Here is a 15,976-nt window from a genome sequence, read left to right on the forward strand (position 1 = left end):
ACAAGTTTCATGGAGCCCCCGGGGTGGTTCCCAGGCTGGAAAGGCCATGCCCTGGGCCGGAAGAATCCGCATGGCTGTCCAGGACACCCACCCTTCCATGGTGCGCGCGAAACCCTGTTCCGCCTAAGAAAATTGGCGGGGCCCATCCGGGTCCTTTCAAGGCGGCGCTCCGCAATCGGGACTACACTGCCGAAGCCAGGAGGGTTTTGCCATGGCCCAGATCGACTCCACTCCCTCTTTCGTCAAGGCCGCCTACGAGCAGATGGCCGCCCGCCTGAAGGTGGTGCGCCAGCGGCTGAACCGGCCACTCTCCCTGGCGGAGAAGATCGTCTACGGCCACCTGGATCACCCGGATCAGGCCGAGATCCTGCGGGGGAAGAGCTACCTCGACCTGCGGCCCGATCGCGTGGCCATGCAGGATGCCACGGCCCAGATGGCGCTCCTCCAGTTCATGACTTCGGGACTGCCCGAGGTGGCCGTGCCCTCCACCGTCCATTGCGACCACCTCATCCAGGCCGAGGTGGGTTCCAGCCCGGATCTCGCCCGCGCCAACGCCGAGAACAAGGAGGTCTACGACTTCCTGTCGTCGGTGTGCGACAAGTACGGCCTGGGCTTCTGGAGGCCCGGCAGCGGCATCATCCACCAGGTGGTGCTGGAGACCTACGCCTTCCCCGGCGGGCTCATGATCGGCACCGACTCACACACACCGAATGCCGGGGGCCTGGGCATGGTGGCCATCGGCGTGGGCGGGGCGGACGCGGTGGATGTCATGGCGGGGCTGTCCTGGGAGCTGAAGGCGCCGAAGCTCATCGGCGTGAAGCTCACCGGGGCGCTCAAGGGCTGGACCTCGCCCAAGGATGTGATCCTCAAGCTGGCCGGCATCCTCACGGTGAAGGGCGGCACCGGCGCCATCGTGGAGTATTTCGGCCCCGGCGTGGACTCCATCTCCTGCACGGGCATGGGGACCATCTGCAACATGGGCGCGGAGATCGGCGCCACCACCAGCCTGTTCCCCTTCAATGCCCGCATGGCGGAGTACCTGCGGGCCACCGCCCGGGGCGAGATCGCGGAGCTGGCCATGGGCTTCGCTGAACACCTGAAGGCCGACGAGGGCTGCCAGTACGATCAGGTCGTCGAGATCGACCTCAGCACCCTGGAACCCCACATCAACGGCCCCTTCACGCCGGACCTGGCCTGGCCCCTGTCCCGATTCGCAGCTGCCGTGCGGGAGAAGGGCTATCCCGAGGAACTGAAGGTGGGCCTCATCGGAAGCTGCACCAACTCCAGCTACGAGGACATGGAGCGGGCCGCCAGCGTGGCGAAGCAGGCCCTGGCGCACGGCGTGAAGGCCAAGTCCACCTTCACCATCACGCCGGGCAGCGAGCAGATCCGGGCCACCATCGAGCGCGACGGGCAGATGGCGGTCTTCACCGAGGTGGGCGGCATGGTGCTGGCCAACGCCTGCGGTCCCTGCATCGGGCAGTGGAAGCGCCACGACATCCAGAAGGGCGAGCGGAACTCCATCATCACGAGCTTCAACCGCAACTTCGCCGCGCGCAATGATGCCAACCCCGAGACCTGCGCCTTCGTGGCGTCGCCGGAGATCGTCACGGCCTTCGTCCTCGCGGGCCGGCTCACCTTCAACCCAGAGACCGACACCCTCCCCGGGGCGGACGGCAAACCCTTCAAGCTGGCGCCCCCCAGCGGCGACAGCCTGCCCAGGAAGGGCTACGACCCCGGAAAGGCCACCTACCAGGCCCCGCCGGAAGACCGGCACCGCATCGAGGTGAAGATCGATCCCGCCAGTCAGCGCCTCCAGAAGCTGGATCCCTTCAAGGCCTGGGAAGGCTCAGACCTCACGGACCTGACCATCCTCATCAAGGCCAAGGGCAAATGCACCACGGACCACATCTCCGCCGCGGGGCCCTGGCTGCGGTTCCGCGGCCACCTCGACAACATCAGCAACAACCTCCTCATCGGCGCCACCAACGCCTTCAACGGAGCCGTCAACCGGGTGAAGAACCTGCTCACGGGAGGCTATGACGAGGTGCCCAAGGTGGCCCGGGCCTACAAGGCGGCGGGCATCGGCTGGGTGGTCGTCGGCGACGAGAACTACGGCGAGGGCTCCAGCCGGGAGCACGCCGCCATGGAACCCCGGCACCTGGGCGGCCGCGCCATCATCGTGAAGAGCTTCGCCCGCATCCACGAGACCAACCTCAAGAAGCAGGGGATGCTGCCTCTGACCTTCGCGGACCCCATGGACTACGAGAAGCTCCTGGAGGACGACCGCCTGTCCATCCTCGGCCTGGCCGGCTTTGCGCCTGGCGTGCCCCTCACGCTGGTGGCCCGGCATGCGGACGGCGGTGAGGACCGGATCTCGCTGAACCACACCTTCAACCAGAGCCAGATCGCCTGGTTCAAGGCCGGGTCGGCCCTGAACCTCATGGGCGGCAAGGCGAAGCAGTCCTAGTCACCTCGGGCCGCCTCAGCTCTCCGGGCCCCCCTCGCGCCGGCCGAAGCGGGGCATGTTCCAGCTGAACCGGAGCGACAGGTAGCGCAGCCCGAAGCAGGCCAGGAGGCCGGGCCAGGTGGCCCAGGCCGCGCCCCAGTGGAAATGGTCCGCCAGCACCACCAGCAGGGTGCCCAGCAGGGCCGCGGAGGCGTAGATCTCCCGCTCCAGCACCACCGCCACCCGGCCGAGTAGCATGTCCCGGAGGATGCCGCCGCCCACGGCGGTGAACATCCCCAGGAGGATGGCGGTCTCGGCGTTGCGGCCCATCCCCAGCGCCTTCTGGGTGCCCGCCACGGCGAACATGGCCATCCCCAGGGCGTCGAAGAGGAGCACCGGGTAGCGGAGGCGCCGCACCCAGCCATAGGCGCCGATGGTGGCCAGGGCGCCCAGGGTGGCGATGGCGAGGTAGCGCCAGTCCGCCAGGCCGATGGGCGGCAGGGCGCCGAGGCAGAGGTCGCGCACGATGCCCCCGCCGCAGGCCGTGACGAAGGCCAGGGCCACGATGCCGAACAGGTCCAGGTCCCGCTGCCGGGCGGCCGCGGCGCCGCTGATGGCGAAGACGAAGATGCCCGCCAGATCCAGGAGATTGAAGAGGGCGCGCTCAGGCATGGCCGGTGGACTCCGCCTCGCAGAGCCAGGCCCCGGCCGCGGTCAGCATGGCCTGGAGGCCGGTCTTCAGGGTGGGATGCAGCACAGGGGCGTACCTCGATGAATGGTTGCTGGGGAGGCGGTTGATCTGCCCTTCGGCTTTGGCCCTGGCGTAGACTTGCGGGCCCGTGCCTCCCACGATCCAGAACACATAGGGTGCCTTCCAGGCGCGGCCAAAGACACTGAAGTCTTCGCTGGCCGAGGCGGGCGCCGTCTCGTAGGCCCTCTCTCCGAACTGGGTCTGGAAGGCCTTCGCCACCCGCGCCGCGGCCGCTGCGTCGTTCACGGTCATGGGGTAGCTGTTCAGGGGCGTGAACAGAGGCTCCCGCGGCGCGTTCGAGGCCGCGCTCTCCGCGCAGCAGATCCGCTTGACGGCCGACAGGATGTGCTCCCGGACGCCCTCGTCGTAGGTGCGGATGTTCAGCTTGAGGGTGGCGTCCTCGGGGATGATGTTTTCCTTGGTCCCGGCCTGGAGGGAGCCGATGGTCAGCACCGCGCTGTCCAGGGGGCCGATCTCGCGGGAGACGATGGTCTGGAGCCGCAGGACCGTCGAGGCGGCCATGACCACGGGATCGATGGCGGTCTGGGGTTGGGAGCCGTGGGAACCCCGTCCGAAGAGCTGGACCTTCAGGCTGTCCCCGGCGGAGAGAATGGTGCCGCTGCGATGGCCCACCGTGCCCGCCGCCCCCACCATCACATGCTGGCCGAGGATGACATCGGGCCGGGGAAAGCGGTCCATCAGGCCGTCGTCGATCATGCCCTGGGCGCCGCGGGCGACCTCTTCGCCGGGCTGGAACACGGCCAGGAGGGTGCCCTTCCACAGGTCGCGGCGCTCGCTGAGCGCCTGGGCCGCGCCCATCAGCCAGGTCACATGCAGGTCGTGGCCGCAGGCATGCGACACGCCCACTTCCACGCCGTCGTCGTTGCGGGCCTTGGCGATGCTCGCGTAGGGCAGCCCCGTGGCCTCCAGCACGGGAAGGGCGTCCATGTCCGCCCGCAGCATCACGGTGGGCCCGGCTCCGTTGCGCAGGAGGCCCACCACGCCCGTCCCGCCCACGCCCGGGGTCACCTCGAATCCGTGCCGGGCCAGGTGCTCCGCCGCGAGCCGTGCCGTCCGCACCTCCTGCATGGACAGCTCCGGGTGGCTGTGGAGGTCTTTGTAGACCGCCTCCAGTTCCGGCAGGAGGGCGTCCAGGCGGGAGTCGAGTGCCTTGGCCAGCGGGTCCATGGGGTCCTCCTCCAGGCTGAGTGGGGTTCGGGCCGGGGCTGCCGGGCGCTGGAAAACCGGCAGGGGGGCGGGCCGCTCGCGGGGCTCCGCGGACAGCATCATGCACCGGTTTCGGCCCCGGGGGGGAGCTTCCCCCGAGGGAGGGGCCGCACCTGTCGTAACATCGTCCATAGTCGTCCAGGAGGAACCATGAAGCGGATCCAAGCGGGATTGCTGTCGGTCCTCGGTCTGGTGACGGCCGCCACTCCGGCCCGAGCCTGCGGCGCCTGCGGCTGCACGCTGAACTCGGACTGGGCAAGCCAGGGCTACGCGGTGAGGCCCGGCTTCCGCTTCGACCTCCGCTACGACTACTTCAACCAGGACCAGCTGCGCAGGGGCACCCGCTCCGTAGACCGGGCCGCCTTCGAGATCCCCAATGAACAGGAAGTCCAGGAGAAGACGCTCAACCGCAACCTGACGGCGACTCTGGACTACAGCCCCAGCCCCGACTGGGGCGTGACGGTGCTGATCCCCGCCTTCAACCGCTATCACGCGACCCTGGCCGAAGGGGATGTGGATCCTTCCATGTCCCAGACCAGCGGCCTGGGCGATGTCCGGGTGCTGGGCCGCTACCAGGGCTTTTCGGAAGCGCGCTCCTTCGGCGTGCAGATGGGCCTGAAGCTGGCCACGGGCCGGTTTCACCAGCCGTTCCAGGCGGGGGCGCAGGCGGGCCAGCCGCTGGACCGGGGCCTCCAGCTGGGGACGGGCACGACGGATCTGCTTGTCGGGGCCTATGCCTTCGGCAGTCTGGCTCCGGAGTGGGGCTGCTTCGGCCAGGTGCTCTTCCAGAAGCCTCTGGGCGAGCGGGAGGGCTTCAAGCCCGGCGACGGCGTCAATGCCAACGCGGGCGTGCGCTACACGGGGTTTGCCGGCCTCACGCCGCACCTGCAGCTGAACCTGCGGGCCGAGGGACGGGAATCGGGTTCCCAGGCCGATGTGGAGAACAGTGGCGCCACCCTCCTCTACCTCAGCCCGGGCCTCACGGTGGCAGTCACCCGCACCCTGCAGGTCTACGCCTTCGCCCAGGTCCCGCTCCATCAGCGGGTGACCGGCCTGCAGATCGAGCCGCGCTCCAGCGTGTCGCTGGGCCTGCACTGGAGCTTCTAGCCCTGGGGAGGGGCCGTCAGGTGGAAGAACTCCCGGTCCGCCTTGAGCATGTGCAGGGCCACGACATCCTGGGCCAGGAACTGGAAGAGCCTGCCGCTGGAGAGCGTTCCAGCCTGGAAGGCCTGCTGCAGGTCGAGGGCCTTGCCGATGAGCTCGGCGTGCTTCTGCCTGTGTTCCTGTAGCCCGCTGAAGCCGAGGTCCGCCAGGATGGCCTCCTCGTCCTGGAAGTGCTGGGCCACTTCGGACAGGAGCTTCGTGACCAGCGCCGCGAGATCCCCGTCGTCCCGCCCTGACAGGACCGCATCAAGCAGGTCGTTGGAGAGGCGGAACAGCCGTTCGTGCTGGGCATCGATCAAGGGGTTCCCGGAGCGGAAGGAGGCACTCCAGGCTAGTTTGAGGAAGGTGCCTTCCGGGTGTTCGCCGCGCGGCTCGATGCCGCTCTGCAGGGGATCGGCCTCCACCCGGTTCCGCCCCGCCTGCTTGGCCCGGTACAGGGCATGGTCGACGCGTTCCAGCCAGGATTCGCGGGAAGCGTCGGGGAGGTACTCCGCCACGCCGAAGCTGGCCGTCACCGGCCCGATCCCTTCGATGGCGCACCCGGCGAGGCTCTCGCGGATGCGTTCGGCCAGGGCCTTCGCGTTCGCGAGTCCCGTATTGGGCATGAGGACGATGAACTCCTCGCCACCCCAGCGGGTGAGGGAGTCGGAAAGCCGGATCACCGCGCGCACCTGATCGGCGACCTCCATGAGGACGCGGTCCCCCTCGGGGTGGCCGTAGGTGTCGTTGATCCGTTTGAAGTGATCGATGTCCAGCATCAGCATCGACAGGGGATGACCATACCGGAGGGAGCGGTGCATCTCTCCCTCGATGGCGGCGTCGAAGTGCCGGCGGTTCCAGGCATGGGTGAGGAGATCCGTGCTGGCCGCCTGTTCAAGGGTTTCGAGGTTGCGGCGCAGCTGTTCTTCCGCCCGCCGCCTCGCCGTGATGTTCCGGCTCACGCCGAGGACCCGGGTCGGGCGGCCCTCGGCGTCTCCGTGGAGCGTCGTCACGACCTCCGTGGGAACCAGGTGCCCGTCCTTGTGGGGCTGGTCCACCTCCACCACCCGGGGAGGGAGGGTGGCTCCCGCGTGCCATTCAGCCAGGGACTCGATCAGGATCTTCTGGACCCGGGCGGCCGATTCCGGGGTCAGGGCCTCGGCCACCGGCATGGCCAGGATCTCCTCGGGGGTGTAGCCCCGCAGCTGGACCACGGACGGGCTGACATAGGTGAACCTCCCGCTGGGGAGATCCATGGTCCAGATGACATCGGCGGAATGCTCCGCGATGAAACGGAACTGCCGCTCGCTCTCCCGGAGTCCGCCGCTCATCTGGGCCTGCGCCCGGATCGCCCGCGCGAGGCGCCGGTTCATCCAGAGGAAGACGAGGACCGCCGCGCCGAGGACCAGGCCGATCGGGAGGGCGAGGGTCAGCATGAGCCTCAGGTTCCGTCGGGCCTGACGATCGCCGGCGCCGGGATCATAGAGGAAGCCCTCGAGGGGGAAGCCGGTGGGCAGGAGGTCCAGCTGCGCGTAGGCATCCGCCATGCGCTGCCAGCGGTCGGGATGCATGTAGCCCAGCTCGACCAGGTCCCGCTGCAACAGGGGAGCCATCTGGCTGGCCTCGTAGAGGAGGTGGTCCCGGCCGTGCCGCCCGCCGTAGCGGGCGAGGATCAGGTCCACCACCTCCTCCGGATGCTGCATGGCATAGGCCCAGCCCCGGAGGCTCGCCTCGCGGAAGGCCTTCACCCGGGCGGGATGGGCGCGGATTTCCTCCTCCGTGGTGAAGAGGTTGTCGCCGTAGAAGTCGAGGCCGATGGCGCGGGGCGTGAAGGTCAGGTAGCTGAAGCCGGCCTGATCCAGGAAGTAGGGTTCATCCGTGCTGTAGGCGCTGATGGCATCGACTTCCCCGTTGAGCAGGGCCGACGGGTCGAAGCGATGCTCCTGGAGGCTGAGGGATGACACCGGCACGCCCTCTTTCCGCAGGAAGGCGAGGAGCTCATCGGAGTGGCGGTCGATCATGATGCGCCGGCCCGCCAGATCGTGGACCGAATGGATTCCGGCCCCCGAACGGGCGAGGAGGGCGAGGGGGGAATGCTGGTAGATGACGGCCAGGGCCACCACGGGCAGGCCCTGCTGCCGGGCGAGGAGGAGGGCACTGTTGCTGACGCCGTACTGGGCCCGCCCCGCCACGACCTCCCGGGCCGGGTCCGTCGAGGGATCGGCTTCGAGCATGGTGACCTCGAGCCCGGCCTCCCGGTAGAACCCCTTCTCCTGCGCCGCGTAGTACCCGGCGAATTGGAACTGGTGCCGCCATTTGAGCTGAAGGGTGATCGATTCGGGAGGCGGAGCGGCCATCAAGATGCAGCCGAGCCCGGCGCCCAGGACGAGCCAGCGCAGCTTGGCGGCGATCCTCCCGAGACCGCTCGCCGCCTCGGGCTGGCGGGGGGCCGGGATGGGGGTCGCGGCGGGTGGTGAGGTCATGGTGGATCCGCGATGGGGTGCCAAACCTTGGCAGAGAAGACACTGGAGGTGATCGATAGTAGAACACCCATAGATCGGTTATTCCCCGGCTTGCCTCAAGTTCCGGTGCCTTCCGGGGGGCGGAGCAGGGGAACCCGGGGGTGGAGGGCTGCGGCTTTCCTTGTAGAATCAAGGGTTCTACCGGAGTTCTCCCATGCCGTTTCAGCCCCTGACCCAGGAACCCGAGATCCAGCGCCGCTGGCTCGAGTCGGGCGCCTTCCGCGCCAAGCGGTCCGGGGAGCTGCTGCCGGGCTCCAAGACCTTCTACATGCTGGTGATGCTGCCCTACCCGTCGGGTCGCATCCACATGGGCCATGTCCGCAACTACACGCTGGGCGATGTGACGGCCCGCTTCCGCCGCATGAAGGGCTACGAGGTCATGCATCCCCTCGGCTGGGACAGCTTCGGCCTGCCCGCCGAGAACGCCGCCATCAAGCACGGCATCCACCCCGCCATCTGGACCCGCAAGAACATCGAGGAGATGAAGGGGCAGATCCAGAAGATGGGCATCAGCTACGACTGGGACCGCGAGATCGCCAGCTTCCAGGACGACTACTACCGCTGGAACCAGTGGCTCTTCCTCCAGATGTGGGAGCAGGGCGATGTGTTCCGCGCCATGCGCACCGTGAACTGGTGCGAGGCCCTGGGCACCGTGCTGGCCAACGAGCAGGTGGTGGACGGCAAGGATGAGCGCACGGGGCACCCTGTCACCCAGAAGCCCCTGGAGCAGTACTTCTTCAAGACGACGAAGTACGCGGACGAGCTGCTCGACTGTCTGGACGGGCTGGACTGGCCTGACAATGTGAAGACGATGCAGCGCCACTGGATCGGAAAATCCGAGGGCGCGCGCCTCGCCTTCGACCTCCAGACCGGTGGCCAGGTCGAGGTCTTCACGACCCGGCTCGACACGCTCTTCGGCGTGACCTTCATGGCCCTGAGCACCGAGCACCCCGTCATCGAGCAGGCCGCCGAGGCGGACGCAGCGCTGAAGGCCTTCTGCGACCAGGTGGCCGCCGTGAGCCGAGAGGAGCGCCTCACCAGCGATGTGAAGCTGGGCCACCGCACCGCCCTGTCCGTGATCCATCCCTTCACGGGCGAGAAGGTGCCCGTCTTCGCTGCCAACTATGTGCTCATGGACTACGGCACCGGCGCGGTCATGGGGGTGCCCGCCCACGATGAGCGGGACCACGAGTTCGCCGAAAAATACGGCCTGCCCTTCCCCAAGGTCATCGAATCGGAAAGCGAGTGGGATCTGGGCACGCTGGTGAACAGCGGCGAGTTCACCGGGATGAAGAGCGAAGAGGCCGTCGCGGCCATGATCGCCAAGCTCGGCACCCGGGCCGAAAAGACGACGACCTACAAGCTCAAGGACTGGGGCCTTTCCCGCCAGCGCTACTGGGGCACGCCCATCCCGACGGTGCATTGCCCGGATTGCGGCGTGGTGCCCGAGAAGGCCGAGAACCTGCCCGTGCGCCTGCCTGAGGATGTGGCCTTCACGGGCCATGGCCCCTCCCCCCTCACCACCTCTTCCTCCTTCTTGAACACGAAGTGTCCAAGCTGCGGCCAGCCCGCCAAGCGCGAAACCGACACCATGGACACCTTCGTGGACAGCAGCTGGTACTGGCTGCGCTACCTGGATCCCAAGAACACCGAGCTGCCCTTCGCCAAGGCCGAGAGCGACGCCTGGATGCCCGTGGATCTCTATGTGGGAGGCATCGAGCACGCCACCATGCACCTCATCTACGCCCGCTTCTTCTACAAGGTGCTGCGCGACCTGGGCCTGGCCAGCGGCCCGGAACCTTTCCAGAAGCTCATCTGCCAGGGCATGGTGCTGAAGGACGGCTCGAAGATGAGCAAGTCCAAGGGCAACATCGTGGATCCCGACGAGGTGATCTCCCGGTACGGGGCGGACGCCCTGCGCCTCTTCATGATCTTCGCCGCGCCCATCGAGAAGGAGATCGACTGGACCGGCTTCGAGGGCATCGAGGGCGCCAGCCGCTTCCTCAAGCGCGTCACGCGCATGGTGGAGGATCATGCCGTCACGGCCGATCCACTGCCCGCCAAGGACGCCCTCAGCGCCGAGGAGAAGGCCCTCCTCCTCAAGCTCAACCAGACCATCGCCCGCCTCACGGACGACCTGGAGCGCCGCTACCAGTTCAACACCGTGGTCTCGGGCCTGATGGAGCTGTCCAATGCCCTGGGCGACCTGCCCGCGGCTGTGCCCCACCGCGGCGCCGTGATGCAGCACGCCCTGGATGCCTTCGTGCGCCTGATGTCGCCGGTGGCCCCCCACCTGGCCGAGCAGCTCTGGAGCCAGCTCGGGAAGGCGGGCCTCTGCATGCAGGCCGCCTGGCCCGAGGCCGACGCCCAGTACCTGGAGGCCGACGAGGTGCTGGTGGTGGTGCAGGTGAACGGCAAGGTGCGGGGCCGCATCACCGTGTCCGCCGGTGCCACCGAGGAGCAGCGCCGGGCGGCGGCCCTGGTCTGCGCCGAGGCCCAGCCCCACCTGGCGGGCAAGGAGATCGTGAAAGTGGTGCTGCCCCCGGGCGGCAAACTCGTGAGCATCGTGGTGAAAGGCTGATCCCGTGACCCAATCCCTTCCTTCCGTCGTCGATTCCGTCCTGGAGCTGGTGGGCAACACCCCGCTGCTGCGCCTCACGCGCTTTGCGCCGGGCCTCCAGATCTTCTCCAAGCTCGAGTACCTCAATCCCGGCGGCAGCGTGAAGGATCGCGTCGGCGTGGGCATGATCAAGGCCGCCGAGGCCCTGGGTCAGATCAAGCCGGGCGTCAGCACCATCATCGAACCCACGGCGGGCAACACGGGCGTGGGGCTCGCCATCGCCGCGAAGGCCCTGGGCTACCGCTGCATCCTCTGCGTACCCACGAAGTACAGCCGCGAGAAGATGATGCTCATGAAGGCACTGGGCGCGGAGCTGGTGCTGATCCCCAAGGAAAAGGGCATGGTGGGTGCCATCGAGAAGTGCAAGGAGCTGGCGGCGAGCATTCCCCACGCGTTCGTGCCTCAGCAGTTCGACAATCCCAGCAACCCCGACAGCCACTACGCCACCACGGGGCCCGAGATCTGGACGCAGATGGAAGGCCGCGTGGACGCCGTGGTGCTTGGCGCCGGCAGCGGTGGCACCTTCACGGGCATCGCCCGCTACCTGAAGGAGAAGAACCCGAAGGTCCAGGCCGTGGTGGTGCAGCCCGTGGGTTCGGTCTACTGCGGCGCGCCCCTCAAGGAGTGGGTGGTGGAAGGCGTGGGCAATGGCTTCATCCCCGGCAGCCTCGACCTGGCCATCGCGGACCGGATCATGGATGTGGCCGATGCGGACAGCCTGGCCACCGCCCGGGAGCTCATCGCCACCGAGGGCTGCCTGGTGGGTGCCTCCAGCGGCGCCAACGCCTGGGCCGCCCGGGAGCTGGCCCGGACCCTGCCCGCGGGTTCCCGCGTGGTGACCCTCTTCCCCGATGGCGCCGAGCGCTACATGTCCAAGCAGCCCGTGGCGGACCTGGAGCTGTGATGCCGCTGTCTCCTAGCGATCTCGCCGGTTGCCTCCTCCAGGTGGGGGCGGTGCGCCTGCAGCCGCTGGAGCCCTTCACTTGGGCCAGCGGATTGAAGTCGCCGATCTACTGCGACAACCGCCAGCTCCTGGGCTATCCCGAAGTGCGGGACCAGATCGTCGAGGCCCTGGTGGCTGGATCCGCGGCCCTGCGACCCTCGTTGATCGCCGGGGCGGCCACCGCTGGCGTGCCCTGGGCCGCCATGGTGGCGGACCGCCTGAAGCTCCCCATGGCCTATGTGCGCCCCACGCCCAAGAACCACGGCATGGGCCGCCAGGTGGAGGGGCCGCTGGCCCGGGGCCACCGCGCGGTGCTCATCGAGGACCTGATCTCGACGGGCATGTCCAGCCTGAAGTGCGCCGAGGCCCTGCGTGCCGAAGGGGCCGAGGTGCCGTCGGTGCTGGCCCTCTTCAGCTACGGGCTGCCCCAGGCGGGGCGGGCCTTCACCGAGGCGGGCATCGGCCTGGAGGTGCTCAGCTCCTTCGAGGTGCTGTCGAAGGAGGCCGAGGTCCGGGGAATTCTGGACGCCGCCGGATCGGAGGCCCTAGCGGCCTGGCGTTCCGATACCGTGGCCTGGAGCCGCGCTCGCGGCGGGGCGTAGGCGCCGACCCATCCTGTCCCTGCTTTTCGAGGTCTGATCATGAAGCTCTACACCCGCACGGGCGACGATGGTTCCTCGGGGCTCTTCGGGGGCGACCGGGTGAGCAAGTCCCACCTGCGGCTGGTGGCCTACGGGACGCTGGATGAGCTGAACAGTGTCATGGGCGTGGTCAGCCTTCACGCCAGGTCGGCCTGCGCTGGCCCAGAAGCCTTGCAGCGCGTCCAGCACGACCTCTTCGTGCTGGGTGCCATCCTCGCCACGCCGGCGGCGCGCCTGGACCTGCTGGGGGCCCGCATGAGCAAGCCCACCTGGGATCTGGCGGACATGGAGGCCGACATCGATCGCCTGACGGCCCTGGCGCCGCCCATGACGGCCTTCGTGCTGCCCGGCGGCACTCCGGCCTCCGCCTACGCGCACCTGGCCCGCACGGTCTGCCGCCGTGCCGAGCGCGAGGTGGTGGCCCTCACCCACGAGGAACCCGTGAACCCGGCCGTGCTGACCTACCTGAACCGCCTCAGCGACTGGCTCTTCGCCCTCGCCCGCGCCGAGAACGCCGTGGCCGGAGTGGCCGACATCCAGTGGGTGCCCAGGGATTGAGGATTTCCAACCGACGGAAAGGGGCCCGAAGGCCCCTTTTCCGTCGATCTGCCGGCCTAGAACTTCAGGCGGAAGCCCAGCTGGTAGCGCCGGGGGGCCTGGAAGGCGTAGGGCGTGTGCGCCACGGCGGCGTTGTAGAGGGTCGTGGTTCCGGAGCGGACATTGAGCCCTTCCGAAAGACCCGTGGCCTCCTGGCGGTTGGTGAAGTTGATGATGTCGAGGTAGAGCTCGGAGCGGAGCTGCTTGTTCCACTTCCAGCCGTACTGGACGCGGAGGTCGCCCTGCCAGAAGTTGTCGGTCCGGAACTTTCCGGCCTGCTCGGTGAACACCTGGTTGATGTCGGTGGGTGCGGAGTTCAGGACGCGGGTGCCGACCTTCTCGCTGGCGCTGTAGTGGTAGCCGGAGTTGGCGTTGAAGTTCATGCCGACCTGCAGGCCCATGTCCCAGTGGTAGAAGAGGTTGAACTTGGCGAGCCAGTCGACAGAGCCGTCCAGCTTGCCGTTCATGTAGGGCAGGCGGGGATCGAACTGCGCCACATCGCCCTGATAGTCGGCGTTGCCGAGGCTGAAGCTGTTGCCCTGGGCATCCACCAGGCTGACGGAGGCGAAGCCGCCCCAGTTGTTCGCCTCGCGGCGGGTCAGGGAGAAGTCGAGGGTCTTGTACTTGCGGACGCCGCCGGGCAAGTTGGCGAGGGCGAAGTTGAGCTGGCCCGCATTGGCCCGCGCCAGGTTCTGGGCGCCGGTATAGCCGCCGCCGGCGAAGTATTCCACGGGCATGGCGAGCCCCCGGAAGTAGTCGACCACGCGCTTCTGGGGGGCGCTCAGGCTGGCGTAGGGCGTGGTGCCCATGCCGTAGAGGCCGCGGGCCTCGCCCTCGAGGTTGTCGGCGCTGGTGTAGAGGCCGATGTCCCAGTCCTCGACGATGTCGAAGTCGCGGCGCAGGGTGCCCACCACTTCGAAGGAGTAGATGCTGGCGAAGTCGGTGGCGTAGCCGATGCGGAACTCATCGGTCTTGGGGAGCTTGAACTTGTCTACGAAGACCGCGTCCACCGTGCCCTTGGCACCACGGCTGATGGCGGTGATCCAGGTGTTGAACATCCGCACATCCTCGGTGGTGGACGAAGCCTGGAGGCTGCCGGTGAAGCGGACCATGTCCAGGCGGATGGGGTCGATGTAGCGGCCCCAGTAGGCGTAGATCTTGGAGTGGCCATCGCCCTTCACATCGTAGGTGGCGCCGACGCGGGGGGCGAAGTTGTAGTCGGTCTTGAAGAGGGACTGCCCGTTGTCCGCCTCGTACTCGTACTTGTCGAAGCGGAAGCCCGGGCTCAGGGTGAACCGGCCGACCTGCCACTGATCCTGGACATAGAAGCCCTGGGTCTTCTGCTTGGGCGTGGAGCTGGCCTCGGACACGAAGTTGTTCCGGTAGCCGTAGTAGCCGCCCGCGGGATTGACCTCGCTGAAGACATAGGCGTTGAAGTCGGAGGACTGGAACGCGCCGCCGGTGCCGGTCGGGGTATAGCCCGCGGCGATGGCGGTGGACTTGAGCGAGGGGGTGTTGTTGATGACGCCCAGGACGCGGGTGCGCTGGGACTTCACATTGCCGCCGGGCAGGGCGCCCCAGCTGTAGGTGTTGGCGTCGAAGCTCTCGTAGGCCACATTCTGGTTGATGCCGGAGGTGCGGGTGAGGGTGTCCTCGCCGCTCTGGGCGCCGAACTTCATGGTGTGCTTGCCCGCGAGGTCGAAGAGCCAGGTCAGGTCGGCCCGGAGCAGGTCCTTCTTGTAGACGCGCAGATCCTTCGTGGAGCTGTTGCCGAGGCTGGCCTGGTCGGGCGTGAGGGGCGACAGGGAGACGATGTTGTTCTGGGGACCGGCGTTGGTGTAGAGGCCCGTGACCTTGTTGTCTTCCTGGTGGTGGGAGTAGCGCACATCCACGAACAGGTCGCTGAACTGATGCGAATAGGCGGCGATCCAGCGGTTGCCGCCCTGTTCGGTCTTGGCGGCACGGCGCGTCACCACCGAGGGCGTGGAGAGGTTGTTGAAATCGAAGGGATTCGTGTTGTAGGTGAAGCTGAGCAGGTCGTTGGGGCTGATCTGCCAGGTGAGCTTGCCGAAGAAGCGCTTGCTGTCTTCGTTGAGGCCCGTGCGGGATTCGCCGCTGGGCAGCTTGACGGTCAGCTCGTCCTTCACGGTCTGGATGCTACCGACGAACCAGAGCCGGTCCTTGATGATGGGGCCCATGAAGTAGGCGCTGTAGTCGCGGACGCTGCGTTCGCCCACATCGTATTTGCCGTAGCCCACCTTGTCCTGGAGCGAGGCGCTCTGGTAGTCGATGGTGACGCCGCCGGAGAACTCGTTGCCGCCGGCCTTGGTGGTGACGCTGGAGAACAGGCCCGCGCGGGCCGTGTATTCCGCCGTGATGGCGCCGGTCTTCACATCCTGGACCTGAATCAGCTCGGGCGCGATGGTGGTGCGCAGCGTGCCGGCCTCGGGGCTGGTCACATCGACGCCATCCACCAGGTAGGTGTTGTTGCGGCCGCCGCCGGAACCGAAGTTGTCGCGGTTGAGGCCGGTGGCGAGGGTGGGGTTGCCGTTGGTGTTGCCGAAGGTGGCCACCACGCCGGGGGCCAGGCTCAGCGTCGAGAGCTGGGTGCGGCCGACGGGCAGGGTCTCCAGCTCGGCGGAGGTGATCTGGGTGCCGGCGGTGACGGTGGTGGTGTCCACGGTGGTCACCGTGGAGAAGACCTCGACGGTGGCGGACCCCACGGGCTGCAGCTTGAGGTTGGCGGAGGAGGACTGGTCCACCTTCACTTCGACCGCAGGCAGCGAGGCGGTCTGGAAGCCTTCCTTCGACACCTGGACCTTGAACTCACCGGGGCTGAGCCGGATGAAGCGGGCCCGCCCTTCCCGGTCCGTGACCACGGTGCGCGCGCCGCCGATCTGGGTGGGGCTGCTGACGATCACGGTGGCCCCGGTGACCACCTGGCCCTTGGCGTCGAGCACGGTGACATAGAGGCTGCCGTCACCGGCGGCGTAGGCCGCAGCGCCCATGGCGACGAGGATGGCGGCGGTGCGAGCCATCCGGAAGGAGGAGAGGTGCATGAAGCACTCCGGAGAAGAGGAGGC

The 15,976-nt window shown here is 67.9% G+C and carries 10 protein-coding genes; 6 read left to right on the forward strand and 4 right to left on the reverse strand.

All coding sequences use genetic code 11. The features are described 5' to 3' along the window. The first annotated feature begins 211 nt into the window (after window positions 1–211). Window positions 212–2,470, forward strand: coding sequence for an aconitate hydratase (locus tag QUD34_RS00840; RefSeq protein ID WP_286354691.1), 2,259 nt, complete (start codon window positions 212–214; stop codon window positions 2,468–2,470). A gap of 15 nt (window positions 2,471–2,485) precedes the next feature. Here QUD34_RS00840 and QUD34_RS00845 read toward each other — a convergent pair whose 3' ends face one another. Continuing rightward, window positions 2,486–3,121: a trimeric intracellular cation channel family protein gene (locus tag QUD34_RS00845; protein ID WP_286354692.1), complete on the reverse strand. Its 636-nt coding sequence runs from the start codon at window positions 3,119–3,121 to the stop codon at window positions 2,486–2,488. Next, a complete protein-coding gene (locus QUD34_RS00850) occupies window positions 3,114–4,388 on the reverse strand; it encodes an amidohydrolase (RefSeq protein WP_286354693.1) in 1,275 nt (424 codons plus the stop codon). The genes QUD34_RS00845 and QUD34_RS00850 overlap by 8 nt, the downstream gene beginning before the upstream one ends. 189 nt (window positions 4,389–4,577) lie before the next feature. Between QUD34_RS00850 and QUD34_RS00855 the strand changes: the two genes are divergently transcribed. Next, the gene (locus QUD34_RS00855) at window positions 4,578–5,534 is read left to right on the forward strand and encodes a hypothetical protein (RefSeq protein WP_286354694.1); all 957 of its coding nucleotides are present in this window, start codon (window positions 4,578–4,580) and stop codon (window positions 5,532–5,534) included. On the opposite strand, the gene QUD34_RS00860 is transcribed toward QUD34_RS00855, so the two are convergent. After that, a complete protein-coding gene (locus QUD34_RS00860) occupies window positions 5,531–8,053 on the reverse strand; it encodes an ABC transporter substrate-binding protein (protein ID WP_286354695.1) in 2,523 nt (840 codons plus the stop codon). The two genes, QUD34_RS00855 and QUD34_RS00860, sit on opposite strands and share 4 nt — an antisense overlap. A 193-nt stretch (window positions 8,054–8,246) precedes the next feature. Between QUD34_RS00860 and leuS the strand changes: the two genes are divergently transcribed. From leuS to QUD34_RS00880, 4 genes are read left to right on the forward strand one after another with little or no spacing between them, the layout of a single operon-like run. After that, complete coding sequence (leuS, locus tag QUD34_RS00865; protein ID WP_286354696.1) at window positions 8,247–10,673, forward strand: leucine--tRNA ligase; 2,427 nt, start codon at window positions 8,247–8,249, stop codon at window positions 10,671–10,673. A gap of 4 nt (window positions 10,674–10,677) precedes the next feature. Beyond that, entirely contained in the window at window positions 10,678–11,616 is a 939-nt protein-coding gene (locus tag QUD34_RS00870) for a PLP-dependent cysteine synthase family protein (protein ID WP_286354697.1), read from the forward strand. Next, a complete protein-coding gene (pyrE, locus tag QUD34_RS00875; protein ID WP_286354698.1) occupies window positions 11,616–12,257 on the forward strand; it encodes an orotate phosphoribosyltransferase in 642 nt (213 codons plus the stop codon). The genes QUD34_RS00870 and pyrE overlap by 1 nt, the downstream gene beginning before the upstream one ends. 39 nt (window positions 12,258–12,296) lie before the next feature. Beyond that, window positions 12,297–12,854 (forward strand): cob(I)yrinic acid a,c-diamide adenosyltransferase, encoded by a 558-nt coding sequence (locus QUD34_RS00880; RefSeq protein WP_286354699.1) that lies wholly within the window; start codon window positions 12,297–12,299, stop codon window positions 12,852–12,854. A gap of 56 nt (window positions 12,855–12,910) precedes the next feature. Here the strand turns inward: QUD34_RS00880 and QUD34_RS00885 are convergent, their stop codons facing one another. Further along, on the reverse strand, window positions 12,911–15,952 hold the full coding sequence (locus QUD34_RS00885; RefSeq protein WP_286354700.1) for a carboxypeptidase regulatory-like domain-containing protein: 3,042 nt from the start codon (window positions 15,950–15,952) through the stop codon (window positions 12,911–12,913). Between the last annotated feature and the right edge of the window lie 24 nt (window positions 15,953–15,976).

Source organism: Geothrix oryzae (genome assembly GCF_030295385.1).
GTDB lineage: Bacteria > Acidobacteriota > Holophagae > Holophagales > Holophagaceae > Geothrix > Geothrix oryzae.

Bases quoted from the DNA above. Each gene is read 5' to 3' on its own strand.
- QUD34_RS00840 (WP_286354691.1), top strand. From the start codon at position 212: ATGGCCCAGATCGACTCCACTCCCTCTTTCGTCAAGGCCGCCTACGAG.
- QUD34_RS00845 (WP_286354692.1), bottom strand. From the start codon at position 3,121: ATGCCTGAGCGCGCCCTCTTCAATCTCCTGGATCTGGCGGGCATCTTC.
- QUD34_RS00850 (WP_286354693.1), bottom strand. From the start codon at position 4,388: ATGGACCCGCTGGCCAAGGCACTCGACTCCCGCCTGGACGCCCTCCTG.
- QUD34_RS00855 (WP_286354694.1), top strand. From the start codon at position 4,578: ATGAAGCGGATCCAAGCGGGATTGCTGTCGGTCCTCGGTCTGGTGACG.
- QUD34_RS00860 (WP_286354695.1), bottom strand. From the start codon at position 8,053: ATGACCTCACCACCCGCCGCGACCCCCATCCCGGCCCCCCGCCAGCCC.
- leuS (WP_286354696.1), top strand. From the start codon at position 8,247: ATGCCGTTTCAGCCCCTGACCCAGGAACCCGAGATCCAGCGCCGCTGG.
- pyrE (WP_286354698.1), top strand. From the start codon at position 11,616: ATGCCGCTGTCTCCTAGCGATCTCGCCGGTTGCCTCCTCCAGGTGGGG.
- QUD34_RS00880 (WP_286354699.1), top strand. From the start codon at position 12,297: ATGAAGCTCTACACCCGCACGGGCGACGATGGTTCCTCGGGGCTCTTC.
- QUD34_RS00885 (WP_286354700.1), bottom strand. From the start codon at position 15,952: ATGCACCTCTCCTCCTTCCGGATGGCTCGCACCGCCGCCATCCTCGTC.